This window comes from Actinophytocola sp. KF-1, assembly GCF_054661535.1.
Genome location: NZ_BAAFVK010000014.1, coordinates 57,903 through 81,102, shown reverse-complemented (window position 1 = coordinate 81,102; position 23,200 = coordinate 57,903). Strand labels below are relative to the sequence as shown.

The window sequence follows — 23,200 nt, the reverse complement described above, 5'->3', positions numbered from 1 at the left end:
ATGAAGGTCCGGCCGGTCAACGCCCGGCACCCCCGGCCACGAACGGCCGGGGGCACCGGGCGGCTCGATCAGACCGGCCCGCCCGCCGAGGCCCTGGCGTCGGCTCTCGCGGCGGCCACCTTCTCGTCGAGGCGCCCTTCCCACGGGTCGGTGCCCGTCTCGTACTCGTCGTGCCTGCGCCACCACTCGTACGGCCTGCCCTGCGGGTACCCGTCCGGCGAGTCCTCCCAGTCCTCCTGCCTGCCGAACGCGGTCAGGTCGAGGTAGCTCCACGTGCTGCCCAGCGCCTCGTCGCCGCGGTGGTTGAGGAAGTACGTGCGGAACACGCGGTCGCCGTCGCGCACGAACGCGTTCGTGCCGTGCCACTCGTCGACGCCGAAGTCGGTGTCGAAGGTGTCGGTGATCGTGTACCAGGGGGCGCTCCACCCCATCTCCGCCTTGAGGCGGGCGATGTCCGGCTGGGGCGCGCGCGAGACCCGCACGTACGTGGTGTCGCGCGCGTTCAGGTGCGACAGGTGGGCGACCTGGTCGGCCATCATCGAGCAGCCGACGCAGCCGCGCTCCGGCCAGCCGTGCACACCGGGCTCGAAGAAGAACCGGTACACGACCAGCTGGCGGCGGCCCTCGAACAGGTCGAGCATGCCCACCTGCCCGTCCGGGCCGTCGAACCGGTAGTCCTTCGCCACCGCCGTCCACGGCATGCGCCTGCGTTCGGCGGCGAGCGCGTCGTGCGCCCGCGTCACCTCCTTCTCCTTCACCAGCAGTTTCCTGCGGGCGTCCTCCCATTCGTCGGCTGGGACGACGCGTGGCGTTGTCATCGTGCGTTTCCTCCCGGGATGAGCCGGGCGGGGAGCCCGGCGGCGATCACATGGCGCGGGTCGTGGAAGTTGACCGCGCGCGTGAAGCGGCCGTCGACGACCGTCAGCACCCACAGGCCGCCCGCCACCAGGTCGCCGGACGCGTCGCGGCGGTAGGTGGCCATGGCGGGCTGGCCGTTCGCCCGGGTGGGCAGTGCCCGGTAGTCCCCGGCGAACGCGTTCCGCTCCAGGAACGGCAGGCACACGTGCACGCCCTTGAACCAGACGGGGTGCGGCACGGCCTCGAGGCTGAAGTCGTCGTGGATGACGGAGCGGATGGCGGCGGCGTCCCCGGCCTCGAACGCCTTGACGTAGCGGTCGAGCAGCGCCCGTTCGAGCTCCAGGTCCGGCGCCGACGGCCGCTGGTCGGCGAGGTCGAGCTCGTCGAACCGGCTGCGGGCGCGCTGCAGGAGGCTCTTCACCGCGGCGACGCTGATGTCGAGGGTCTCCGCGATCTCGGCCGCCGACCACGACAGCACCTCCCGCAGCAGGAACGCCGCGCGCTGCCGTGCGGGCAGGTACTGGAGGGCCGCGATCAACGCCAGCCGCACCGACTCGCGCAGCACGATCAGCTCGCCCGGGTCGCTGTCCCGCCGGCCGAGCACGGCGTCGGGCAGCGGCTCGAGCCACGCGATGGACTCGTCGGCGTGGACGGCGGTGTCCGGGTCGGTCGACGGTGCGCCGAGCCCGGCGGGCAGCACGCGCCTGCTCCGGTGCTGCAGCGCGCTGATGCAGGTGTTGGTGGCGATGCGGTACAGCCACGTCTTCAGGGAGGAGCGCCCCTCGAACCCCGCCATGCCGCGCACCGCCCGCAGGTAGGTCTCCTGGACGGCGTCCTCGGCGTCCTGGTAGGAGCCGGTCATCCGGTAGCAGTGCGCGACCAGGCCGTCGCGGAGCCTGCCGAACTCGTCGTGCAGCGCCACACCGCTCTCCGGTGGGATCGCCTCAGTGGACACGGTCGTACTCCTGCCTGCCCGTCGGTCGGGCTCCTTCATTGGACATCGTCCGCGCGGAAAAGGAATCGCCGCGGGTCGCGGCCGAGCGCCGCGAGCAGGCGGTCGGCCGCCGGACGGTCACCGGGCAGCGCGACGGGGTCGGCGAACACCCCGCGCCGGGTGCCCGCGTCGAGCACGGTCGGCAGTTCGGCGAGCAGCCGTGCCGCGAGGTCGCGGGGGAGCGGCAGGGCGCACCCGGCGCCGCGGGCGGCGTCCCACCCGTGCGCGGCCGCCTCGATCGCGCCGACCACGACGAGCTGGCGGCACCGCAGCGGGACGCCGTCGACGTCGACCGGCGGCCTGTCGCGGAGGTCCCGTGCCGCCGCGGCCAGGCACGCCGCCGCCTCGTCGAGGTCGCGGCGCAACCGCCCGGCCGTGACCGGGCCCGCGGTCGTGGCGACCGGGGCGGGCACGGCACCCGAGGTCAGCGAGACGGCAAGGAACCGCAGCGACTGCGTCAGGTGCACGAGGACGTCCGCGACCGTCCACCCGGCACACGTCGACGGACGGCCGAGGTCGGTGAGCGTGATCCGCGCCGCCGACCCGGTCGCGTAGTCGAGCGCGGGCCCGAGCAGATCCCCGGTCATCCGCCGGCACGCAGCCGTTCGAGGGCGCCGCGCATGGCCGGGAACCCGGCGCGGTGGAAGCGGGGCCCGAACGACACCCTGGCCACGCCGAGCGCCGCCAGCGCCACGAGGTCGAGGGTGTCGGTGGTGTTGCCGTTGACCGGGCCCGGCACCTCCGCGACCAGCGTGGCGAGGTGGTCGCGGGCCGACCCGCCGACCGGGTAGACGCAGTCGGCGCCCGCCTCCCGGTAGAGCCTGCCGCGCCGCACCGCCTCGGCCAGCCGCTCGCTCTCGGGGATGCCGTACGCGGGCAGGAACACGTCGGTCCTGGCGTTGACGACGACCGGGACCCCGGCGGCGTCGGCCGCCGCCCGCACCGCGGCGATCCGCTCCGCCTGCGCCTCGGCGACCACCAGCCCCCCGGCCCGGTGGTCGACGTCCTCGAGGTTGCAGCCGACGGCGCCCGCTTCGAGGAGCCGGTCGACGAACTCCGCCGGGTCGAGCCCGTAGCCCGCCTCGGCGTCCATGGTCACCGGGACCGGCACGGCGGCGGCGATGCGGGCGGTGGCGGCGAACATCTCCCGCCACGGCGCCTGCTCGCCGTCCTGGTGGCCGAGCGAGTCGGCCACGGCGGCGCTCGACGTCGCCACGACCGGGAACCCCATCTCGGCCACGAGCTCCGCGCTCGCCTCGTCCCAGGCGTTCGGCAGCACCAGCAGCGGGCCGTCGTGCAGCTCGCGCAGCAGGTCGGCGTGTGCCTTCAGGTCGGACATGAACTACACCCTTCGTGGAATGGCGGAACCGGCCAGCGCACCCGCGACCGCGAGGACCGCGCCGGTGAGGAGGGCGGCCGTGAAGCCGCCGGTGAACGCCGTGTCCGACGCGTAGCTCCCGGCCGAGGAGAACCCGACGACCAGGACCGCGACACCGAACGCGCCGCCGAGCTGGCGCATCGTGCTGAACGCGCCGGACGCCTTGCCGACGAACCGCGGTTCGACGGCGGTGAGCACGGCGGACTGGGCGGCGGGCAGGCACATGGCGATGCCGGAACCGGACAGCACCATCGGCGCGACGATCGCCCAGTAGCCGACGGCGGGGTCGGCGACCAGCGCGAGCCACACCATGGCGACGGTGTGCAGGCCGAGGCCCGCGACGATGAACGGCCGCTCGCCGAACCGGCCGACCAGCCGCCCGGTCCACTGCGGGATGACGGCCGTGGTCAGCCCCCACGGGACCAGCCCGAGGCCCGCCGCCAGCGGCCCGTACCCCAGCCCGGTCTGCAGGAACTGGGCCATGAAGAACACCACGCCGAGCGCGGAACCCCAGTGGAAGAAGATCACGACGTTGCCCGCCGTGAACCGGCGGGAGCGGAACAGGTGGAGCGGGAGCATCGGGTGCGCCGCCCGCCGCTGCCAGGCGACGAACGCGCCGAGCGCCAGCAGCCCGGCCACCGCGCACACCACGACCGGCGTGCTGGACCAGCCCTCCGTGTTGCCCTGCACCAGTGCCCAGACCAGCCCGAACGAGCCGACGGTCACCAGTGCCAGCCCGGGCACGTCGATCGCGCGGTCCGGTCCGCGGCTCTCCTCGATCCTGGTGTGCGCGAGGTAGACGAGCACCGCGCCGATCGGGACGTTGAGCCAGAAGATCCACGGCCAGGAGACACCGGCCACCACGGCGCCGCCGAGGAGCGGCCCCAGCGGGACGGCCACGCCGCTCACGCTCGCGAAGACACCGAGCGCCCGCGCCCGCGCCTCGGGCGGGAACGCGGCCGACAGCAGCGCGAGCGCGAGCGGCATGACGAACGCGGCGCCCGCGCCCTGCACCACGCGCCCGGCGACCAGCGTCGCCACGTTCGGCGCGACCGCGCACACCAGCGACGCCGCGGCGAACACGGTGACACCGGCCGCGAACACCCGCCGCCTTCCCCAGCGGTCACCGGCCGCGGCGGCCGTCATGAGCAGGACGGCGAAGCTCAGCCCGTAGCCGTTGACCGTCCATTCGAGTTCGGCGACCGACGCGCCGAGATCCGCCCGGATCGCCGTCAGCGCGGTCGCGACGACCAGCGCGTCGAGCACGACCATCAGCGAGGCGATCGAGGTGATCGCGAGCACCCACGTGCGTTGTCCGTTCACGGGGACTTGGACATCGCCGGGGCGCGGAAGGAATCGGTGGGCGGCCTACTCCGGCCACGCCGACGTCGCGACGGTGAGCCGGTCGTCGTAGGGGTACCGGTCGTGCTCGTCGGGTGGCAGGGGACCGCGGACGAAGCAGCGGTGCGGCAACAGCTCGCGGCGCTCGTCGTGGGGATCGTCGCCGATGTCCACCCGGCCGTCCCCAGTTGAGGTGGAAGCCCTCGTCGTCGGCGTGGAAGCGGGGGAAACAGGTCAGGTGCCGCGGTGCCCGCACCCGCACACCGGCGCGGCTGAACAGCAGGTCGCCGAACCAGAACCCGGGCCACGGCACCTCGGCCACGGTCACGTCCGTCGCGGCCGGGTCCTCCGACACCTCGGCGATCTCGTACCGCCGCCGCCCGTCGACGTCGTCGTGCTCGCGCCCGTGGCGCTCGATCCGGGTCACTTCCGCCTGCTGTGCGAAGGCCTCCGCGACCACCAGATCATGCCACCCGGTGCCCGAGAATGGCGGCATGCGGACCGTCGTGGTGCTGGTGACGTGTGCCGTCCTGGGGTTGGCCGGTGCGTGCACGACCGAGGACCCCCGGGCCGGCGAACGGTGGCCGATGCCGGACCTGGTCGGGGCGAACCTCCGCGACGCCCAGGACCGGATCCACGACCTCACCGACGGCGCGGTGGCGGTCACCTCGACGCACCCCTTCGAGCAGTTCGGCGACGCGCGCGACCGGGACTGGCGGATCTGCACCCAGAGCATCGCCCCCGGCGCGGCGCTGACCGCCCGGTCGACGGTCGAGTTCGGCGTGGTCAAGCCGGACCAGCCCTGCGACTGAGCGCCACCGCCGCCCGGTGTTGACCCACGACGTATGGTCGAACGAAACTAGAACAGGTTACAGTTGCGGCGGGTGCGGTGGATCGAGGAGCGGGCATGGCCAAGAAGGTGCCGCGGGGCAGTGAGGCCGACTACGTGGTGGTCGGCTCGGGCAGTTCGGGTGCCGCCATCGCGGGCAGGCTCGCCGAGTCGGGGGCGAGCGTGATCGTGCTCGAGGCGGGCAAGGCCGACGGCAACCTGCTCGTCACCAAGCCCGGCATGATCGGCCCGCTGCACTCGGTGCCCCAGCTCAAGAAACTCGTCGACTGGGGCTACTACTCGGTGCCCCAGAAGCACCTGCTCAACCGGCGGATGCCGGTGCCGCGCGGCAAGGTCGTCGGCGGCTCCAGCTCCGTGAACGGCATGGTCTACGTCCGCGGCAACCGCGCCAACTTCGACTCCTGGGCCGCCGAGGGCAACACCGGCTGGGACGCCGACAGCGTCAACGCCGCCTACAAGCGGATGGAGGACTTCGAGGACGGCGAGAACGCGTTCCGGGGCGCGGGCGGGCCGATCCGGGTCACCCGCAACAAGATCCCCCAGGAGGGCGCGCTGCAGTTCCTCCAGGCCACCGCCGACACGATCGGCTGCCCGGTGCTCGACGACTACAACGCCGCGACGCAGGAGGGCGTCAGCCGGATGCAGCAGAACGCGGCCGACGGCCTGCGGTACAGCGCCTCCCGCGGCTACCTCCACCACCTCGCGCCCGCGACGCTGGAACTGCAGTCGCGGGTGCTGGTGACCAGGGTGGTCATCGAGCACGGCCGTGCGACCGGCGTCGAGGTCACCGACGCGGACGGCACCCGGCGGACCGTCCGCGCGGGCAAGGAGGTCATCCTCTCGGCCGGGTTCGTCGGGTCCGCGCAGCTGCTCATGCTGTCCGGCGTCGGCCACGCCGCGCACCTGCGGGAACACGGCATCGACGTGGTCGCGGACCTGCCGGTCGGCGACAACCTGCACGACCACATGTTCCACGCGCTGACGTTCCAGGCGTCGTCGAGCAGGCACAAGGGCACGGCCCCGTACTTCGCCAGGGGACTGGCCAGGGAGCTGGTGCGGCCGGGCAGCACGTTCATGGCGAACTCCGTGTTCGAGGTGCTCGCGTTCCTCAGGACCTCGCAGGCCCGCGACGTGCCCGACCTGCAGCTGCACCTCCTGCCGTGGGCCTACGTGTCGCCCAACCAGGACGAACCCATCCGGCACAAGGTCGACAAGCGGCCGTCGCTCACCGTGCTGGCGACCCTGATCTACCCGAAGAGCCGCGGCACGCTGCGGCTCGCCTCGGCCGACCCCGCCGCGCCGCCGCTCATCGACTTCCAGTACCTGGCCGACCCCGCCGACCTCGAGGTGCTCGCCGAGGGGTCGGAGATGGTCCGCGAGATCTTCGCCGCGCCCGCGTTCAAGGGCTCGGTCAAGGCCGAGACCCACCCCGGCGAGCGGCTGCGCGGCCAGGAGCTGCGCGACGCGATCCTCAACCGCGCCACCTCGGTCTACCACGGCGTCGGCACGTGCCGGATGGGCGTCGACGAGCTCGCCGTCGTCGGGCCGGACCTCACGGTCCGGGGCGTCGACGGGCTGCGGGTCTGCGACGCCTCGATCATGCCGTCGATCACCGGCGGCAACACGAACGCGCCGTGCATCATGATCGGCGAGATGGGTGCGCGGCTCGTCCTCTCGGGAGGGAAGGCATGACCCGCACCCACCCCGGGCTCACCCGCCCGGCCTCGGTCACCGACGCGTTCCTGCGGCAGCTCGTCGAGCGGGTGCCGGGCTCGGCCGGCGCCACCTGGCAGCTCACCGAGGTCTACACCGGCGAGGTCCTCGTCGAGCTGCCGCAGTCGACGCCCGCCGACATCGAGCAGGCGTTCGCCACCGCGCGCGAAGCGCAACGGGAATGGGCCGCCACACCGGTCCGGCAGCGGCTCGCGGTGTTCGACCGGGCGCACACGATCTTCGTCGACAACGCGCACACCACCACCGACCTCATCCAGGTCGAGAGCGGCAAGAACCGGCGGATGGCCATCGAGGAGACCTGCGACCCGCCGATGGTGATGAGCCACTACCTCAAGCGGGCGGCCAAGCTGCTCGCGCCGGTCCGGCGGGGCGGGCCGGTGCCGTTCCTGACCTACTCGACGGAGATCCGGCAGCCCAAGGGTGTCGTCGGCGTCATCGCCCCGTGGAACTTCCCGTTCGCCACCGGCATCTCCGACGCCATCCCGGCGCTGATGGCCGGCAACGCGGTCGTGCTGAAACCCGACAACAAGACCGCGCTGTCGCCGCTGTACGGCATCCGCATGCTGGAGGAGGCCGGGCTGCCGAAGGGCCTGTTCCAGGTGGTGTGCGGCGAGGGGCCGGACGTCGGCCCGACGCTCGTCGACAACGCCGACTACGTGATGTTCACCGGGTCCACCGCGACCGGCAGGGTGATCGGTGAGCGCGCGGGCCGCAACCTCATCGGCTGCTGCCTCGAACTGGGCGGCAAGAACCCGATGGTCGTGCTGGACGACGCCGACATGGCCGAGGCCGTGCAGGGCGCGGTGTTCGGCGCGTTCGGCAACACCGGGCAGATCTGCATGCACGTCGAGCGGATCTACCTGCCGGAGTCCAGGTACGACGAGTTCCGCGACGCCTTCGTGGCCGCGGCGGAGGCACTCGACGTGCGTGCCGCCTACGACTTCGGCCCGGAGATGGGCTCGCTCGTCTCCGTCGACCACATGCACCGCGTCAAGTCGCACGTGGACGACGCGGTCGCCAAGGGCGCCACCGTGCTGTGCGGGGGCAGGCCCCGCCCCGACCTCGGCCCGGCGTTCTTCGAGCCGACCGTCCTCGAGGGCGTCACGAAGGACATGCTCTGCGGCGTCACCGAGACGTTCGGCCCCGTCGTCGCACTGCACTCCTACCGGACCGTCGACGAGGCGGTCGCGCTGGCCAACGACACCGACTACGGCCTCAACGCGTCCGTCTGGGGCGGCGACATCGCCGCGGCACGGGCGGTGGCCGCGCGGATCGAGGCGGGCAACGTCAACGTCAACGACATCCTCGCCACCGCGTTCGCGGCCAAGGGCACCCCGTCCGGCGGCGTGAAGAACTCCGGCGTCGGCGTCCGCCACGGCGACCAGGGACTGCTGAAGTACACCGACGTCCAGCACATGGCGGTGCTGAAGAAGCAGGTGATGGGGCCAAGACCCGGCCAGGACTACGGGAAGCACGTCGAACGCGTGCTGTCCGGCCTGAAGATGATGCGGCGGTTGCGCATCCGGTAGCGTGGACGGCCCGGCACGTGCCGGACCGTCCACATCAGCCGGTCACCGACGTCCGGGGAGCGATCCCCCGGACCCCCGGGTCAGAAACCCATGCGGCAGCCGGACAGGATGATCTCCTGGCCCAGCAGTGTCACCACCCGCACCGAGTACTGCGCGAGCTGTCCGTTCGGACCGTTCACCGTCTGGTTCAGGTAGACGGTCGCGACGAGCGGGATGGAGATCGTCGTCGGTCCCGTGCCGATCGGCTGGCCGTTGAGCGTGCCGACGCGCGACGACCCGCTCAGCCCGTTCTCCGTTGCCACACAACGGGTCTCGACGTCGGTCAGGCGGATCGCGCCACCCAGCAGGTTCGCCCCGCTGATCTCCGCGGCGGCGTCGGTGTGGCCGGTCGACGGGTCGAGCGCGCACTTCGCGTGCAGCGCCTGCACCGTCGCGAGCCCCGGCACCGACAGGCTCGCCGTGGTCAGGTCGGTGCTGGGCGGGCAGGTGGCGTGCGGGGTCTTGGTCACGGTGACCACCCCGCTCGCGCTGATGGCCCACGCCTCGGCACGCACGTGCGACACCAGCTTGACCACGGCGGTCGCCGATCCGCCGTCGTCGTCGGTGACGGTCACGACCACCACGTGCGCGCCCACCCCGGTGTAGGTGTGCGTCGCCGCGCAGGTGCCCGAGCCCGCGCCCTGCTGGACCGTGCCCGCCACCGGCGCCGAGCCGTCGTCGAAGTCCACCGTGCACGTGTGCGTGTCGTTGGTGGCGACGTCGGTGAACGGCGCGGTGACGGTCACCGGCGCGCCGCGCAGCACGAGGGTGCCGTCGGCCGGGCTGTCGATGGTGACCCCGGGGGCGACGTTGGTCAGCGTCAGCTCGGTCGTGGCCGCCACCGGCGGGTTCAGCCCGTCGTCCGCGGTGAGCCGCAGGGTCCACGTGCCGTCGTCGGTGCAGGTCACGGTCGTGTCGACGGCCGAGGCGGCACCGAAGGCGCAGGTCGCGCCCGCGTCGACCCCCGAGGCGGGCGTGGCGGTCCACTGGGTGGTGAGGGCCGGCCCGTCCGGGTCGGTCACGAGGCCCGCGATCGCCACCGGGGTGCCCTCCTGGCCCGCGTACGGCCCGCTCGGGTCGACGGTCGGCGGGTCGTTGACGACCACGGTCACGCAGTCGGTCACCGAGCCCGCGCCGCCGTTGTCCTTGCCGTGGGCCGTCACGCAGATCTCGTGCGTGCCGGCGGTCAGCGTGCCGGTGGTGTACGAGTAGTCCACTGTGGCCGGACCGTCCTGCGGCAGCCCGGGGCTGACCGCGGTCACCGGCGCCGCCGGGCCACCGTCCACTGTGGCCGTCAGCGAGGAGAGTTCGGAGGCGAGCAGGTCCGGCAGCACGTCGGGCAGGTTCGCCGGATCGGGCACGTGCGTGCACTCGCCGCCGGTGCGGTCGGCGATCAGCTGCAGGCTGTCGCTGTAGGGGCCGACCTGGCAGGCCGACCCGGACCCGACCGCGAAGGTGTGGATGTCCACGTTCTCCGGGACCGCGTCCAGCGCCGGGTTCACGTTGCCGGACGAGGCGCCGTCGGACAGGAACGCCACGATCTTGTGCGCCTCGGTCTGCGCGCCGGTCACCGTGGTCGCCTTCACCACGGCGTCCGGGAAGAACGTGCCGGTGGCCACGGTGCGCGCCGAGAACAGGCCGACGTGCCCCTGGCTCATCGAGCCGAGCACCTCCTCGACGTCCCGGGCGCTGTTGGCGTTGTCGTCGGTCGCGGGCCCGGTCAGCACCTGGTCGCCGCCCGCGGGCCGCACGTCCGCCACGGCCGCCGACGAGCCGAAGATGACGGCCCCGACGGTGCCGACCGGCGTGTCGGGGTCGGCGGCGAGCGCGTTGAGCGCCTGCGACGCCTGCACCTCGCACTGCAGGACCGTGCGCGCCGTCCCGTCACACGACGCGGCCGTGCTCCCGGACACGTCGACCACGTAGGTGATCGCGGTGTCCTTCACGACCGCGGCCTCACCCACCGACGCCGTGCCCTCGACCGTCACCGGTCCGCGCGGGAACACGGTGCCGTCGGCCGGGCTGTCGATCGTCACCGAGATCGCCGTGCCACCGGGCAACTGCCCGTCGACGGCGACCGCCGTACCGGTGAACAAAGCCATCGCCATGCACGCCGATATTCCCGACAATGCCATGGTTCTTCGAGTCATGCCGTCACATCCTCGTCGTTGGTCAGGTCCCCGCACCTGTACATCGGCGCGGCGAACTCCCCGTTGCTCCAACGATTCGGTGAACGGACCACCCACCTGACCGGCCCAGTCCCATGACGAACGTCACGACCCGCACGGGTGAGAAAAACCCCGGAAACCGGTATTCCACTGGGCCGGTCGCGAATTCCCGGTCCACGCCGAACACAGAAGGTGACGACGCCGGAAATCCCGCTATGCCGGATCGCGGTACTTGTGCAGGAGGCCGTTGAACATCCGCAGCTTGCCGACCGCGTCCTCGGGTACCGGGTCGGGGTGGAAGTGCATGACCTTGTTGCGGATGAGCCGGATCTCTTCGAGCCGTGCGATGAACGCCGTGCGGTCCAGTGGCCAGCCGAGCGATTCCCATGCGTCCTTGTTCGCCAGGACCCGTTGGTAATCGCCGATGGAGAGTTCGTCGAAGCTCGTGATCGTCGCCTTGTTGCAGAGCTGCTGGACGGTCTCGATGTCGAACGCGCGGTTCAGGATCCAGCGGAGCGTCTGGTCGAGCTCGCCCAGCAGGAAGAAGGGCGTGGCCATGTCACCGTAGCGCTGCACGACGTCCGAGGTCGTGACGATGGCAGCGATCTCCCTGCTCTCGTTCTGGACGAACACGAACCCGCGTTGTTGCAGCGCGGGGAGCACACCGAAGAGATCGCGGTCGTACGGGACGACCTCCACGTGGGGCTCGAGAGCGTCCGCGACGGTCGCGTCCGGCTTCTGGTGGACCGCCTGCGCGATCGAGCGCCACGTCACCGCACCGCGCGGGCTGCGGGGGCCGCTGAGGACGGCGAGCTGTGAGAAGTCGTTGAGAAGCATCTTGGTGATCGCTTCTTCGATGGTGCCGTTGGGCACGATCGACGTCACACCGCTGAGCGGGGACAGGTTGCCGACCTTCAGGCGGACCTCCAGGTCGCCGCCTCCCTCGTCGTCCGCCACGACCGGGAGGTCGTCGCTCGCGGCGGGCTCCGCCGTCGCGGTCTCCTCCGCCTCGTCGGGTGGCGTGGTCAGCGCAACCACGGTGTCCAGGGTCACCGCGCGAAAGCTGGGCGACGTGACCAGCCCGTGGTTCGCCAGGTCCGCCTCGATCTGGCTGACCTGGTCGCCACGATCCGTGGCGCCCCAGAGCGCCAGGAGCTCGCGGACGGAGATGCGTTCCGGCGTGTGTTCGTCAGCGCTCCTGCGTGCCTGCCTCAGGCGCTCGTGGACGCGCTGCTGCGACGCGTCCCTGGCCATCCTGTCGGCCGCGGCCGTCACACTCGAGATCTCCCGGTCGAGCAGCTCCTGGCGCACCGCGTCCAGCAACCGGTCCTGGTCGATCACCACCCACGCACGCCAACCGTCGACCGCCCGCATGCCGGCCGCCATCGCGGCGGCCCGCGACGGTGTGCGGAACTCCTCGCCACCCGGTTCGAGGCGGATCCGGCCGTTGTCGGTGATCGTCGCCTCGTAGGTCTTGCGGATCCGCTTGCGCCTGAACCGGAGCTTCGTGCCGGCCTGTACCAGACCGGCGTCGAGCAGATCCGAAACCGTGACGCGGCGCCCGCCGATCAGGTGCATCGCGCGACCGGCCGCCTCGTCGTGGGCCACCGCGCTCACCAGTTCCGCAACCCGGCGAACTTGCGCCGGGCCCCGATCGCCTGCTTGAGCACCCGCTTCTCGAGTTCGGACGGCTTCAGCCGATCCACGCGCGTGAGCTGCAACTCGGCTGCGACCGCCAGCAGCCCGGTGCGGTCCAGGCGCTGTGAGCGCAGGTAGGCGGCGCCTTCCTCCTCGGTCTCGATGTCGCGCAGCCGCGCGGCGACGGCCGCCGCGTCGTGATTCTCCGGCACGACCCCGGCCGGCTCCGCCACGGGCGACGGCCGTTCCGGTCGCTTCGGCTCGACCGCGGCCGCTTCGGTCCGGTCCGGGCCATGGCCCGCCAGCAGGGCGACGAGTTTCGGCTTCGACAGGTGGCTGTAACGCTTCAGCCCAAGCGATCTGGCCACCTTCTGAAGTTGCTTTCCGGTCAACCCGGTGGCGTTCAGGTAGACCTGCCGTTCGTGCTCCGATGCCAGTCGCGCGAGATCCTGGGCCGCCTGGAACGGGTCCTTGGCGGGTACCACGGTGTGGCGCGCCGGTGCCTGGACGTCGCCGTCGGAACGAACGGCCAGTCGTACCGTTCCGTCGACGATCCGCTGGAGCGTGGCCTCGTCCTGTTCGGCCAGGAACTCGTACACGCGCGCTTGCAGAGCGGAGAATTCGCGCAGGTCGTTCATTGCGGACCACCCGACGCGAGTCCGACGGCGCTCAGGAATTCGTCCGCGAGCTGGTCGAACTCGATGACGACGTCGTCCCTCGCGGTGGCGCGCAACATCGCCGGTACGCCACTCTCGCCCGCGTCACCGAAGTGGCGGGGACTGTTGCGTATTTTGTTCTTCAGCACGGGCACCTGCGAGTTGAGGCGTACTTCCTCGATGTAGGTGTGCTGCGCGAAGGTCACCTGTTGCGCGTAGATCTGCACCATGGTGAAGACCACCCCGAGAAAGCCGGGGTCGATGGGGCGGTGATCCCCGGTGCCGCGCTTGTGGTTGACGTAGTCGTTGAACTGCTCCACCAGGCTCGCGCAGTTGCCCACCAGGTAGTCCAAACCGAGCGTGGACAGGTAGTCCGCCTTGGCGGGCACGAGGATCTGCTCGCTCGCCACGATCGCGGTCTTGGTGACGAGGCCGAAGTTCGGCGCGCAGTCGATGAGCACCAGGTCGTACTCGCGGAAACGGCTGTCCTCCAGCGCGCTGCGCAGGCAACCGTGCAGATCGAGGAACCTGCGCTTCGATCCCTCGAGCGTGGTGGTCCCGCCCAGCCGGGCGGCGAGTTCGAGATCGATGTCGATGAGACCGAGGTGTGAGGAGATCAGGTCGAGCCGTCCCGGGGTGTCCTCGAGTGCCTCGTTGACACGCTCCGGCGTGACGACGAGGTCCGCGAGCGAGACGTCCCGACCCGGCATGTCGCCGTCGTACCACCGCTTGATCGTGCGCTTGTCCTTGAGGCGGTCGTGCCAGTCGTCGATCGAGAAGAACGAGAAGGTCAAGTTCGTCTGCGGGTCGAGGTCGAGGAGTAACACGCGCAGGCCACGTCTGGCGGCGACCGCACCGAGATTCGCGGTGAGCGTCGTCTTTCCCACTCCGCCTTTGTAGTTCATGACCGCCACCACGCGCATACGCTTCTCCCGGTGGTCTCGTGCCCATGCCGTCGGGATTCCCGACAATACCCATCGAGAGGGGTGGATCCGCGAAATTGTCAGGTATTTGTCCATTCGCGGAAAATGGTGATCACCCAGCGGTCAGAGTGACAAGCGGCGCCGGGTCCGCGTGCCCGGCCGCGGGATCCACAGTGGACAGGCTGAGGAGGGCCGTGGGCACGCCGCCCCCTGTGCCGGGCGGCCGTCGAGTGCCAGCGCCGCCGGTCCTGCCGGGCGGCTAACGCCGGGTGGAAACAGCGGTGTCCTCGGTGCCCTCCTCCGCGCTGATCACCTCCGCGATCGCGGCGAAGAACGCGCCGATGCCGGGCAGGTTGGCGCCCTTGGCGCGGGACGCGGCGTAGTCCTCCGGGCTGCGCCAGGTCACGATGTCGAGCCACTCACCACCGGGCAGTCGCACCAGGCGGGCGTCGACGAAGCCGGTGCGGTCGGCGCGGAAGTCGGCGAGCATGGCGGGCCGTGCCCGCAGGAGGTCGTCCTCGCGGTCGGGGGTGACGCGGAAGCGGGTGAGTTCGACGGTCGTCGTGGACGTGTCGGTCATGCCGGGTACGATACTGTCCAAAAGTTGGACTGTCCATTTATTGGACTATGTGAGGGAGCGCACGTGGGACGCGGTGCACGCAAGGCGGCCGACCCTGACCTCGGCGTGCTCGCGGCGCGCCTGCTCTTCGGGCTCCAGGCGGAGCTGTTCGACCGGGCCGCGCGCCTCGGGTTCGACGACCTGCGGCCGCGCCACGGCGCCGTGGTCGCCCACCTGGACGAGGACGGCGTCCGGCTCGTCGACCTGGCCCGCCGCGCGGGACGCAACAAGCAGACGATCGCGGCCGTCCTGGACGAGCTGGAGAAGCTCGGGTACGTCCACCGCGCGCCCGACCCGGCCGACCGGCGCGCGAAGCTGATCGTGCCCACCGACCGCGGCCGCGAGCTGATGCGGATCTCCGACGAGATCGTCGCGGACATCGAGGCGCGGCACGAGGAGCGGCTCGGCCGTGCCGCCTACGCCGGGTTCAAGGCCGCCATCAAGACCATCACCGGCGGCTGACCACCCGCCTGTATCACGGCCCCGTCCCGTCACCTCTGACTCGACGACACCAGTCGACACCCAGGAGGTGACCGTCATGTGGAAAGCGGCGTTCTGGAAGGACGCGGTGGAACGGGCGATCAGGACGTTCGCGCAGACCTTCGGCGCGCTCGTCGTCGCCGCCGGTACGGGGCTGCTCGACACCGCGTGGCTCACCGCGTTCTCCGCGGCGGGCATGGCCGGGCTGCTGTCCGTGCTCACCTCGCTGGCCAGCGAGGTCAAGGCCCCGAACGGCACCGCGTCGATGATCGACCCGGCGCCCGCACCGGAACTCGCCCCGGCCGTCGAGCCCGGCGCCACCGGTTGACGTATCAGCCGGCCGCCGAGCCGCATCAAGGAAGCCAACACGCCAGTGCGCGGCGGAGAGCCGCCGGACCCGTGCTGGCGGGAGCTTCAAGGAGATGAGGGAAATGGCCAAGAGCCAGAACGGGTTCCCGGCGTCGGCCAAGCCCGCGGAGATCGGGGTGCGGTCGTTCACCGTGCCGGGCACGCAGGTCACGCTGCCGATCCGGGCGGACGTCGCGCCCCGGCTGCTGGAGATGGCGCGCTGGTTCCACCACAACGTGGAACCGCTGCGCAAGGGGGAGTGCTGGGGCTACGCCTTCCGCGACATCATCGGCGGGACCGAGCTCAGCAACCACGCCAGCGGCACGGCGATCGACCTCAACGCGCCGTCGCACCCGCTCGGCAAGCGCGGGACCGTGCCCGCGGGCAAGCGGGCCGCGATCTCGGCGAAGGCGAGGGAACTGGGCCTGCGCTGGGGTGGCGACTTCCAGGGCCGCGTCGACGAGATGCACTTCGAGGTCGTGTCCTCGAACGGCCACGCGCCCGGCCGCCCGACGATCCGCCGCGGTTCGCAGGGCCCGGCCGTCCGCGAGGCGCAGGGCATCCTCAACCGCAAGCAGGGCGCCCACCTCGCGGTCGACGGGATCTTCGGCCCGCTCACCGACCAGGCGGTGCGGTCCTTCCAGCGCCGCGCGGGGCTGGTCGTCGACGGCATCGTCGGCCCCAAGACGTGGGGCAGGCTGCTCGCCTAACCCGCGCCGAAGCACACGAAACCGAGCGCGGTGACCCTGGCCGTGACGTCGCCCCCGCGGGCGACGTCACGCTGGGCGCGGTGCAGCGCGGCGGCCGGGCCGAGCCCGGCGTCCAGGTGCCGGTGCAGGCGCAGCATGAGCGGCCTGCTCGTCCGGTCCGGGACCGGGACCACGGTCGCCACCAGGCTCCGCGTGCCGAGCCCGAGCAGCGCGGCGGCGAGGCCGAGCAGCTCGTCGCCCGGGTGCACGGCGGGCAGCCCCGAGTCGCACGCGGACAGCACGAGGTGCCGCGGCGGGGTGGCGAGGCGCTCCAGGTCGTAGACGGTCAGGGGGCCGTCCGCGAGGTGCAGTGCGGAGAACAGCGGGTTGTCGGCCCGGAACGTGCCGTGCGCCGCGATGTGCGCGAGGCCGGCGCCGTCCAGTGCGGCGGTGACGGCCTCGACCCGCGCGCGGCCACCGGTGAAGCGCAGGCCGTCGCGGTGGCGGGACAGCGCGGCCACCTCGGCGGTGGCGTGCGGCAGACCGGGACCCGCGGCGAACACGCGGTGCCCGTCCGCCCCGGCGGGACTACGCAGCGCACGGTGCCACAGCGCCGCGGACGGCGCGACCGACACCGGCCGGCCCGCACATCCCGGCAGTGCCGGCCACGGCAGCGCGTGCAGCGCACCCGTCGGCACGACCACCAGCTCGCGGTCGCCGACGTCGGCCGCGAGCGGCCGCAGCAGCAGCCGGTCCAGCCGCTCCGCCCGCCGTTCGATCAGGTCGGCCGACGCGGCCAGGGCACGTGCCGAGCCGAGCCGGTACCCGACGCTGCGCAGCCCGAACCGCAGTGCGTCCACCTGTTCGGCGACCTCCGCGACCGGCCCGAGCGCGTGCAGGCGCGTCCGTCCACCCGCGACGGTCACGGCCGAGAACACGCCGTCGTGCTCGACGAACTCGACCAGGGCACGCGCGCCGAGCGCGGCACGCAGCGCGGTCACCGGCACCGGCGGGACCGGCGCGTGCGTGCCGGAGGCGTGCCGTGCCCGCGCCCGCACCCGCCGCTCCACTGTGGACTGCCGGTGCAGCAGGGCCGCGGTGTCGCCGGTCCCGGCCGCCGCCTCCGCCAGTTCCACGGCCACCTGCCGCAGCTCCGCGAGGTCACCCGCCAGCGCGGCGTCGTCCGGTGGGCGCGCCGGACGCAGCAGCAGCGCGCCGGCCCGCCAGCGCTCCGCCCACAGCAGCACCTGGGCGGCCCGGCCGGACTCGAGTGCGAGCCGCAGGCCGAGCTCGGCCAGCTCACCGGCGTGCCCGGACGCGTGCGCCCGCAGTTCGGTGGCCCCGAGGCTCGCCCGGAACGCGTCCACCACCCGCATCCCGGCGGCCAGCGCGGCGCGGGCACCTCGGGTGTCGCCGCGGGCGAGGCGCAGCAGCGCGAGCGCGTGCCATGCCCGGGCCCGCAGCTCGGCCGGTCCCGTCGACCGCGCCGGCGCCGTGGCCGCCAGCTGCCGGGTCGCCACCGCGGTGCGGCCGAGCGTGAGCGCCGTGCGCGCGACGATCAGCCGCGCGTCCATGGCCGCGACCAGCCAGCCCGCGCCGGTGAGCGCCGCGACGGTGCGCCGCCCCGACCGCAGCAGCGCCGGATCGCGGTCCCCGGCCGCCCACCGGGCACGCAACGCCACGTACGCCGCCAGCGCCACCCAGCCCGCGCGGTGCTGGCGGGCGGCCGACCGGCGGGCCCGCTCCGCCTCGGTCCGCGCGGTGGCGGGGTCACCGGCCAGCAGCGCGGCCTGCGCGAGCAGCAGCCGCGCCTGCACGAGGTCGACCGCGTTGCGCTGCCGGGTGTACTCCGCGATCGCGTGCTCCGCGGCCGCCCGCGCCTCGGCGACGAGCCGGACCGACAGCAGCGCCTCGGCCTGCTCGACCGGGAGCAGCCCGAGGTCGCGCCCGGCCGCGCGGTAGCGGGCGGCCGCCTCGTCGAACGCGACCAGCGCGGCGGGCAGGTCACCGCGGACCGCGGCCGCGAGGCCCCGGTTGTGGTGGACCATCGCCGTCCGTCCCGTGTGGCCGGTGGCGAGGTAGTTCGCCTCGGCGCGGCACAGGTCCTCGTCGGCGGCGCGCCAGTCCCGCCGGTGCACCAGCAGCAGGCTGCGGTTGGTGCGGATGTCGGCCTCGAGCACGGGGTCGCCGCCCGCGCGGTGCAGGATCGCGAGCGCGTCGGCGAAGCCGGCGGCCGCCTCGGCGAAGCGGGCCAGCTCGGTGAGGATCAGCGCACGCAGCATCGCGAGCCGCGCGGCCGGGACACCGCGCAGCACCGGCGCGGCGAGCGCGATCTCGGCGAGCGCGTCGTCGGTGCGGCCCGCGAGGGTGAGCACGTAGGCGAGCGATCCGCGTGCCTCGGCCGCGCGGACCGCGAGCCGCGCGCCGTCGGCGACGGAGATCGCCGTGCGCAGGTGCCGTTCCGCGGGGACGAGCCTGCCCAGCGCGGTGCACGCCATGCCCAGCGCGCGCCCGGCCACGGCGGCCGCCTCCGGGTCGCCGTTCGCGCGGTGCGCCGCGGCCGTGGCGAGCCGCACGGCCTTGGCGGGCTCGGTCACCGCGATGTCCAGCGCGGCGACGGCCTGCCCGAGCGCGGCGGAGGTCTCGGTCACGATGCGGTCCGGTCGCGCCGTGATGTATCACGCGGGTGGCGGGCGACATCACCCATGGATGTCCACAGCAGAAGGGAGCCGATGACATGTTCCGACCCGCCGGTGGCCGCGTGGGCGGCGCCTCCGACATCGCCGTCGCCGTTCACCAGTCGTACCCGCCCAACACCACTCCGGCCCGCGACTTCGTGGTCGGTGTGGTCGACACCGGTTTCGCGTGCCACGGAGGCGGACCCCACGCCTGGCTCGCCAACCATATCGAGCGCACGGAGGGCGACGTCGAGGACATTCCCCCGAACGGGATGCTCGGGGAGACCCACGGGCACGGCACGTTCATCGCGGGCCTGGTCCTCCGCGAGGCGCCCGCCGCCACGGTGCGCATGGTGAAGCCGGCGAGCTGGGCGGACGGCGATGTGAGCGCCGCGATCAGGTCGCTGTCGCGCTGCCGGTTGATCAACCTGTCCTTCGCGGGCACCGAGATCGAGCAGGGCCGGCCGGCGGACATCGCGGCCGCGCTGCGGGACCTGCCCGGGGAGACGGTGGTCGTCATGGCCGCGGGCAACCAGGGCGGCTCGGACGTCGTGTACCCGGCCGGGGTGCGCACCGGCGACCGGGACTGCATGACCATCGCGGTCGGGGCGGTGGACGAGACCCACGCCGCGGCGGGCGGCGTGCCGCCGGCCCTCGCGCCGTTCAGCAACCGCGGGCCGTGGGTGGACTGCACCGCGAGCGGCGTTCAGGTGCTGGGGCCCCATGTGCACCACAACGAGACGCAGGACCCCGCGGTCGCGCACCTCGCCCAGCACTTCCACGGCTGGGCGCTGTGGAGCGGCACCTCGTTCGCGGCGGCCACGGTCACCGGCGTCATCGCGCGGGCGGTCATGGAACAGGGGCTGTCCCTGCGCGCGGCGGCCGAGAAGTACGTGCTCGGCGCACAGCGCATCCCGGTGCCCGGCGGAGGCACCGGGGTCGAGTGGAAGCCCTACGTCCGCGGCAGGGCGAGCACGTGGGGCGAGATCACCCTCGCGCCGCCTACAGACTGACCCAGCTCGTGGTGGTGCCCGGCACGGTGACGCGGGTGGCGCCGCGCGGGAGCCCGGTCACGGCGAACCAGCCGTCGTCGATCGGGACCGCGTGGCGCTCACCCGCGACCTCGACGACCGCCTCGCCCGTCGCGCCGGTCACCAGGCCGCGCACCGACACGCGGTCGTCGCGGTACTCCACCTGCAGCTCGAGCGACACGCCCGCCGACTCGAACGTCAGCAGCCGCACCTCCGGGGCCGCGGCGCGCACGCCGGTGTCGGCGAGCGCGGAGTCGGCCACGAGCGCCGCCAGCTCCTCGTCCATCCTGCGGGTGCCGAGCGCGGCCCGCGCCGCGGCGAGCACGTGCTCCGGCACGGGGTCGTACTCGGCGGCGGTCTCCCGCAGCCGCGCCAGCAACCGCTCGTCGGCCGCGTCCTGTGCCGCGTCCCGTTCGTCGGTCATGGCCGTTCTCCTTCCCCGGTGCGGACGGCGGCGTCCATCAGCTCACGCAGCCGGGTGAGGCAGCGCCTGCGGGTGGGGCCGATGCTGCCGATCGGCATGTCGAGCGCGGCGGCGACCTCGGTGTAGGCGGGGGCGGGCACCGCGGACAGCACCCGGAGCAGCCGTTGACAGCGTTCGCCGAGCTGGGCGAACGTCCGCCACAGCTCGGCGTCGCGTTCCGCGCGCAGCAACCGGTCGTCCACCGGCGGCGCCGGGTCGGCCAGCTCCCCGACCAGGTCGGTGTCCGGCGTCTGCCTGCTCGCCGCGGTGCGCCGGATCAGCTGCAGGCACTCGCGGCGCACCGTAGTCGCGAGCCAGCCGGGCAGCCGCTCCGGGTCCTCGATGCGGTCCAGGTGCTCCACCAGCCGCAGCCACGTGAGCTGCACGGCGTCGGCGGCGTCGGCCGGGCCGAGCCGGAACCCGCGGGCGACCGACCACAACAGGCCGGTGTACGCGTCGACGAGCGCGTGCCACGCCTGCTGGTCGCCCGCCGCGGCGGAGGCGAGCATCGTGCGGACGTCCACGGTGGGCCTCCCATCAGGCTCATCGTAGGAGAGGCGGCACGTGGTCGCCGTGATACACGCGGCCGTCCGCGGCGGGTTCATTCGATCAGGCGGCGGGGGCTCCTGGTCGTCGTCAGCTGGAACAGGTCGGGGCGGGCGTAGTGGCCGGACACGTCGAGGTCGAGGTACGCGCCGTCCAGCAGCGCCGTGTCGAGGTCGGCGACCAGCACGTCGCCGCGGTCGAACACCGGGCCGGTGAGCGGGGTGCCGAACGGGTCGACGACGCAGCTGCCACCGCGGATGACCGGGCCCCCGGCGGGCACCGGGAAGTCCGGCGGGTAGTCCGCGGCGACCGCGTACTGGGTCGCCGACAGCACGAAACAGCGGCCCTCGACGGCGACGTGGCGCATGGTCGCCGCCCACGTGTCGCGGGAGTCGACGGTCGGCGCCACGTACAGCTCCACGCCCTGCCGGTACAGCTCGGCGCGGTAGAGCGGCATGTAGTTCTCCCAGCAGATCGCCATGCCGACCCGGCCGAGGGCGGTGTCGACCACCGCGACGTCGGACGCGTCACCCTGCCCCCAGATCAGCCGCTCCGTGCCGGTGGGGACGAGCTTGCGGTGGTGCCCGAGCAGCGTGCCGTCCGGGCCGATCAGCAGCGCCGTGCAGTACAGGGTGTGCCCGGCCCGCTCGATCGCGCCGACCACGACGTGCGCCCCGTGCGTGGCGACCGCGGCCAGCACCCGGTCCAGGTCCGGGCCCGGGATGTCGATCGCCGCCCTGCGGTACCGCGCGAACAGCGCCCGCCCCTCGTCGGTGCGCGCGCCGACCGTCGCGCCGAAGGTCGCGCCCTTCGGGTACCCGCCGAGGAACGCCTCCGGGAACACCACCAGCTCCGCACCCGCCGACGCCGCCTCGGCGAGCAGCGACGCGAAGCGCCGCAGCGTCTCCTCGGTGTCGAACAGCATCGGCGCGGCCTGCACCACCGCCACGCGTGTCACGGGTAGTAGCCCTCGACCGGGACCTTCGCCTCCTCGTACAGGTGCGGGCCGTCGGTCGGCACCGCGGGGAAGTCACCACCGGTGCGCAGTCCGTTGAGCTGTTCACCCGACAGGGCGAAGTACACCTGCCCGAGCCCGGACCGGGCCAGCGCGCCCTGGCACATGCCGCACGGCTGGCAGCTGGTGTACATGCTGGTCTTCGCCGCCGTCGCCGCGTCCAGGTGCTGAGCCGCCCAGCGCGCCAGCTTCAGCTCGGGGTGCGCGGTGATGTCGTCGTCGGTGAGGGTGGTGTTGCGTTCCTCCACCAGCACCGTGCCGTCCGGGCCGGCCAGCAGCGAGCCGAACGGCGGGTTGCCCGCCGCGCGTGCCTCGGCGGCCAGCTCGATCGCCCGCCGCAGGTGTTCTGGGTTCACCGGATCTCCTTGTCTCGCACCATTTCCCGCACGGTCGCCAGCATGCGCCACGCCCGCTCCGGGTGCCGGGTCTCGTCGGGGTCGCCCCCGAACGGGTCGAGCACGACGGCCGACGCGCCGTCGGCACGCAGTCGTTCGATGTCGCCCGCCACCTGGTCGAGCGTGCCCTCGCCGAGCCTGCGGTCGGTCAGCGGCGCGTCGGTGAGCCGCACCAGGATCCGGGGCGCCAGAGCCGGGACCGGCCGTCCCTCGTCGTCGGCGATCTTCCGCAGCCGGGCGAGGGTGTCCCGCCAGTCGTCCGGGGTCTGGCGCAGCGGGTGCCAGGCGTCGCCGAGCCGGACCACCCTGCGCAGCGCGCCGTCGCTGTGCCCGCCGACCCACACCGGGATGGTCCCCGCGCGGTAGCCGTCGTCCCGCCACGCCGCCCGGACGGTCGTGATCAGCTCGTCGGTCAGCGCGCCACGCCGGTGGAACGGGACGCCGAGCGCCGCGAACTCCTCGCGGGCCCAGCCGATGCCGACGCCGAGCACGAACCGGCCGCCGCTCAGGTCGTTGAGGTTCGCGGCCATCCTGGCGACGAGCAGCGGGTGCCGGTACGGCGCGATGAGCACGGTCGTGCCGAGCACGACCCGCTCGGTGACCCCCGCGAGCCAGGACAGCGTGGTGAACGGGTCGTAGAAGGGCGCCGGGTACTGCGCGGCCACGTCCGGGGTGATCGCCACGTGGTCGGACACCATGAGCAGGTCGAACCCGAGCCCCTCCACGGTCCGCGCCCAGTCGCGCAGCACCGCCGGCCGGGTCCCCGGCCCGAAGTTGGGGACGTTCACTCCGATCAACACGCCCCAAGACTATGTCCGGCGCGCACCC

The 23,200-nt window shown here is 73.0% G+C and carries 24 protein-coding genes; 7 read left to right on the top strand and 17 right to left on the bottom strand.

Annotated features, from left to right (window positions below; genetic code table 11):
* Nucleotides 1-68: 68 nt before the first annotated feature.
* The 6 genes from ACYQ77_RS35670 to ACYQ77_RS35645 are packed head-to-tail and all read right to left on the bottom strand — an operon-like array spanning nucleotide 69 to nucleotide 4,745.
* Nucleotides 69-818 carry a DUF899 domain-containing protein gene (locus ACYQ77_RS35670; RefSeq protein ID WP_459719615.1) on the bottom strand — a complete coding sequence of 250 codons (750 nt, stop codon included), beginning with the start codon at nucleotides 816-818 and terminating at the stop codon, nucleotides 69-71.
* Nucleotides 815-1,813 carry an RNA polymerase subunit sigma-70 gene (locus ACYQ77_RS35665; RefSeq protein WP_459719613.1) on the bottom strand — a complete coding sequence of 333 codons (999 nt, stop codon included), beginning with the start codon at nucleotides 1,811-1,813 and terminating at the stop codon, nucleotides 815-817. Before ACYQ77_RS35665 ends, ACYQ77_RS35670 begins: the two co-directional genes overlap by 4 nt.
* Before the next feature lie 35 nt (nucleotides 1,814-1,848).
* Complete coding sequence (locus ACYQ77_RS35660) at nucleotides 1,849-2,439, bottom strand: TIGR03086 family metal-binding protein (RefSeq protein ID WP_459719610.1); 591 nt, start codon at nucleotides 2,437-2,439, stop codon at nucleotides 1,849-1,851.
* A complete protein-coding gene (locus tag ACYQ77_RS35655) occupies nucleotides 2,436-3,191 on the bottom strand; it encodes an isocitrate lyase/PEP mutase family protein (protein ID WP_459719608.1) in 756 nt (251 codons plus the stop codon). The genes ACYQ77_RS35660 and ACYQ77_RS35655 overlap by 4 nt, the downstream gene beginning before the upstream one ends.
* Nucleotides 3,192-3,194: 3 nt before the next feature.
* A complete protein-coding gene (locus ACYQ77_RS35650) occupies nucleotides 3,195-4,553 on the bottom strand; it encodes a DHA2 family efflux MFS transporter permease subunit (protein WP_459719606.1) in 1,359 nt (452 codons plus the stop codon).
* A gap of 45 nt (nucleotides 4,554-4,598) precedes the next feature.
* Complete coding sequence (locus ACYQ77_RS35645) at nucleotides 4,599-4,745, bottom strand: hypothetical protein (protein WP_459719604.1); 147 nt, start codon at nucleotides 4,743-4,745, stop codon at nucleotides 4,599-4,601.
* Nucleotides 4,746-5,065: 320 nt separating this feature from the next.
* On the opposite strand from ACYQ77_RS35645, the gene ACYQ77_RS35640 reads away from it, so the two are divergent.
* From ACYQ77_RS35640 to ACYQ77_RS35630, 3 genes are all read left to right on the top strand, one after another.
* Nucleotides 5,066-5,383 carry a PASTA domain-containing protein gene (locus ACYQ77_RS35640; protein ID WP_459719602.1) on the top strand — a complete coding sequence of 106 codons (318 nt, stop codon included), beginning with the start codon at nucleotides 5,066-5,068 and terminating at the stop codon, nucleotides 5,381-5,383.
* Nucleotides 5,384-5,478: 95 nt separating this feature from the next.
* Entirely contained in the window at nucleotides 5,479-7,113 is a 1,635-nt protein-coding gene (locus tag ACYQ77_RS35635; protein ID WP_459719600.1) for a GMC family oxidoreductase, read from the top strand.
* Nucleotides 7,110-8,684, top strand: a complete 1,575-nt coding sequence (locus tag ACYQ77_RS35630) for a succinic semialdehyde dehydrogenase (protein ID WP_459719598.1) — start codon at nucleotides 7,110-7,112, stop codon at nucleotides 8,682-8,684. Before ACYQ77_RS35635 ends, ACYQ77_RS35630 begins: the two co-directional genes overlap by 4 nt.
* An 80-nt stretch (nucleotides 8,685-8,764) precedes the next feature.
* Here the strand turns inward: ACYQ77_RS35630 and ACYQ77_RS35625 are convergent, their stop codons facing one another.
* The 5 genes from ACYQ77_RS35625 to ACYQ77_RS35605 form a co-directional block, all read right to left on the bottom strand.
* Nucleotides 8,765-10,831: a choice-of-anchor P family protein gene (locus tag ACYQ77_RS35625; protein WP_459719596.1), complete on the bottom strand. Its 2,067-nt coding sequence runs from the start codon at nucleotides 10,829-10,831 to the stop codon at nucleotides 8,765-8,767.
* A gap of 273 nt (nucleotides 10,832-11,104) precedes the next feature.
* Nucleotides 11,105-12,508: a restriction system modified-DNA reader domain-containing protein gene (locus ACYQ77_RS35620; RefSeq protein WP_459719594.1), complete on the bottom strand. Its 1,404-nt coding sequence runs from the start codon at nucleotides 12,506-12,508 to the stop codon at nucleotides 11,105-11,107.
* Complete coding sequence (locus ACYQ77_RS35615) at nucleotides 12,505-13,167, bottom strand: hypothetical protein (protein ID WP_459719591.1); 663 nt, start codon at nucleotides 13,165-13,167, stop codon at nucleotides 12,505-12,507. Before ACYQ77_RS35615 ends, ACYQ77_RS35620 begins: the two co-directional genes overlap by 4 nt.
* Complete coding sequence (locus ACYQ77_RS35610; protein WP_459720056.1) at nucleotides 13,164-14,108, bottom strand: ParA family protein; 945 nt, start codon at nucleotides 14,106-14,108, stop codon at nucleotides 13,164-13,166. The genes ACYQ77_RS35615 and ACYQ77_RS35610 overlap by 4 nt, the downstream gene beginning before the upstream one ends.
* A gap of 259 nt (nucleotides 14,109-14,367) precedes the next feature.
* The gene (locus ACYQ77_RS35605; protein WP_459719588.1) at nucleotides 14,368-14,688 is read right to left on the bottom strand and encodes an antibiotic biosynthesis monooxygenase family protein; all 321 of its coding nucleotides are present in this window, start codon (nucleotides 14,686-14,688) and stop codon (nucleotides 14,368-14,370) included.
* A 63-nt stretch (nucleotides 14,689-14,751) separates the two neighbouring features.
* On the opposite strand from ACYQ77_RS35605, the gene ACYQ77_RS35600 reads away from it, so the two are divergent.
* The 3 genes from ACYQ77_RS35600 (at nucleotide 14,752) to ACYQ77_RS35590 (ending at nucleotide 16,265) form a co-directional block, all read left to right on the top strand.
* Nucleotides 14,752-15,189, top strand: a complete 438-nt coding sequence (locus ACYQ77_RS35600; RefSeq protein WP_459719587.1) for a MarR family winged helix-turn-helix transcriptional regulator — start codon at nucleotides 14,752-14,754, stop codon at nucleotides 15,187-15,189.
* 76 nt (nucleotides 15,190-15,265) lie between these two features.
* The gene (locus ACYQ77_RS35595; RefSeq protein WP_459719585.1) at nucleotides 15,266-15,535 is read left to right on the top strand and encodes a holin; all 270 of its coding nucleotides are present in this window, start codon (nucleotides 15,266-15,268) and stop codon (nucleotides 15,533-15,535) included.
* A gap of 103 nt (nucleotides 15,536-15,638) precedes the next feature.
* Complete coding sequence (locus tag ACYQ77_RS35590) at nucleotides 15,639-16,265, top strand: peptidoglycan-binding protein (RefSeq protein WP_459719582.1); 627 nt, start codon at nucleotides 15,639-15,641, stop codon at nucleotides 16,263-16,265.
* Here the strand turns inward: ACYQ77_RS35590 and ACYQ77_RS35585 are convergent.
* Nucleotides 16,262-18,895 carry a CHAT domain-containing protein gene (locus tag ACYQ77_RS35585; RefSeq protein ID WP_459719579.1) on the bottom strand — a complete coding sequence of 878 codons (2,634 nt, stop codon included), beginning with the start codon at nucleotides 18,893-18,895 and terminating at the stop codon, nucleotides 16,262-16,264. The two genes, ACYQ77_RS35590 and ACYQ77_RS35585, sit on opposite strands and share 4 nt — an antisense overlap.
* 86 nt (nucleotides 18,896-18,981) lie before the next feature.
* On the opposite strand from ACYQ77_RS35585, the gene ACYQ77_RS35580 reads away from it, so the two are divergent.
* Nucleotides 18,982-19,935 (top strand): S8 family peptidase, encoded by a 954-nt coding sequence (locus tag ACYQ77_RS35580; protein ID WP_459719577.1) that lies wholly within the window; start codon nucleotides 18,982-18,984, stop codon nucleotides 19,933-19,935.
* Here ACYQ77_RS35580 and ACYQ77_RS35575 read toward each other — a convergent pair.
* The 5 genes from ACYQ77_RS35575 to ACYQ77_RS35555 form a co-directional block, all read right to left on the bottom strand.
* Nucleotides 19,925-20,377 (bottom strand): hypothetical protein, encoded by a 453-nt coding sequence (locus tag ACYQ77_RS35575; protein WP_459719575.1) that lies wholly within the window; start codon nucleotides 20,375-20,377, stop codon nucleotides 19,925-19,927. The genes ACYQ77_RS35580 and ACYQ77_RS35575 overlap by 11 nt on opposite strands.
* Nucleotides 20,374-20,940 carry an RNA polymerase sigma factor gene (locus tag ACYQ77_RS35570; RefSeq protein WP_459719572.1) on the bottom strand — a complete coding sequence of 189 codons (567 nt, stop codon included), beginning with the start codon at nucleotides 20,938-20,940 and terminating at the stop codon, nucleotides 20,374-20,376. The genes ACYQ77_RS35575 and ACYQ77_RS35570 overlap by 4 nt, the downstream gene beginning before the upstream one ends.
* 77 nt (nucleotides 20,941-21,017) lie before the next feature.
* Nucleotides 21,018-21,920 (bottom strand): carbon-nitrogen hydrolase family protein, encoded by a 903-nt coding sequence (locus tag ACYQ77_RS35565; protein WP_459719569.1) that lies wholly within the window; start codon nucleotides 21,918-21,920, stop codon nucleotides 21,018-21,020.
* Entirely contained in the window at nucleotides 21,917-22,333 is a 417-nt protein-coding gene (locus ACYQ77_RS35560) for a nucleoside deaminase (protein WP_459719566.1), read from the bottom strand. The genes ACYQ77_RS35565 and ACYQ77_RS35560 overlap by 4 nt, the downstream gene beginning before the upstream one ends.
* On the bottom strand, nucleotides 22,330-23,172 hold the full coding sequence (locus tag ACYQ77_RS35555) for an LLM class flavin-dependent oxidoreductase (RefSeq protein ID WP_459719564.1): 843 nt from the start codon (nucleotides 23,170-23,172) through the stop codon (nucleotides 22,330-22,332). Before ACYQ77_RS35555 ends, ACYQ77_RS35560 begins: the two co-directional genes overlap by 4 nt.
* Nucleotides 23,173-23,200 lie beyond the last annotated feature (28 nt).

Bases quoted from the DNA above. Each gene is read 5' to 3' on its own strand.
- ACYQ77_RS35635 (WP_459719600.1), top strand. From the start codon at position 5,479: ATGGCCAAGAAGGTGCCGCGGGGCAGTGAGGCCGACTACGTGGTGGTC.
- ACYQ77_RS35660 (WP_459719610.1), bottom strand. From the start codon at position 2,439: ATGACCGGGGATCTGCTCGGGCCCGCGCTCGACTACGCGACCGGGTCG.
- ACYQ77_RS35670 (WP_459719615.1), bottom strand. From the start codon at position 818: ATGACAACGCCACGCGTCGTCCCAGCCGACGAATGGGAGGACGCCCGC.
- ACYQ77_RS35605 (WP_459719588.1), bottom strand. From the start codon at position 14,688: ATGACCGACACGTCCACGACGACCGTCGAACTCACCCGCTTCCGCGTC.
- ACYQ77_RS35640 (WP_459719602.1), top strand. From the start codon at position 5,066: ATGCGGACCGTCGTGGTGCTGGTGACGTGTGCCGTCCTGGGGTTGGCC.
- ACYQ77_RS35615 (WP_459719591.1), bottom strand. From the start codon at position 13,167: ATGAACGACCTGCGCGAATTCTCCGCTCTGCAAGCGCGCGTGTACGAG.
- ACYQ77_RS35590 (WP_459719582.1), top strand. From the start codon at position 15,639: ATGGCCAAGAGCCAGAACGGGTTCCCGGCGTCGGCCAAGCCCGCGGAG.
- ACYQ77_RS35595 (WP_459719585.1), top strand. From the start codon at position 15,266: ATGTGGAAAGCGGCGTTCTGGAAGGACGCGGTGGAACGGGCGATCAGG.
- ACYQ77_RS35655 (WP_459719608.1), bottom strand. From the start codon at position 3,191: ATGTCCGACCTGAAGGCACACGCCGACCTGCTGCGCGAGCTGCACGAC.
- ACYQ77_RS35625 (WP_459719596.1), bottom strand. From the start codon at position 10,831: ATGGCGATGGCTTTGTTCACCGGTACGGCGGTCGCCGTCGACGGGCAG.
- ACYQ77_RS35580 (WP_459719577.1), top strand. From the start codon at position 18,982: ATGTTCCGACCCGCCGGTGGCCGCGTGGGCGGCGCCTCCGACATCGCC.
- ACYQ77_RS35630 (WP_459719598.1), top strand. From the start codon at position 7,110: ATGACCCGCACCCACCCCGGGCTCACCCGCCCGGCCTCGGTCACCGAC.
- ACYQ77_RS35575 (WP_459719575.1), bottom strand. From the start codon at position 20,377: ATGACCGACGAACGGGACGCGGCACAGGACGCGGCCGACGAGCGGTTG.
- ACYQ77_RS35610 (WP_459720056.1), bottom strand. From the start codon at position 14,108: ATGCGCGTGGTGGCGGTCATGAACTACAAAGGCGGAGTGGGAAAGACG.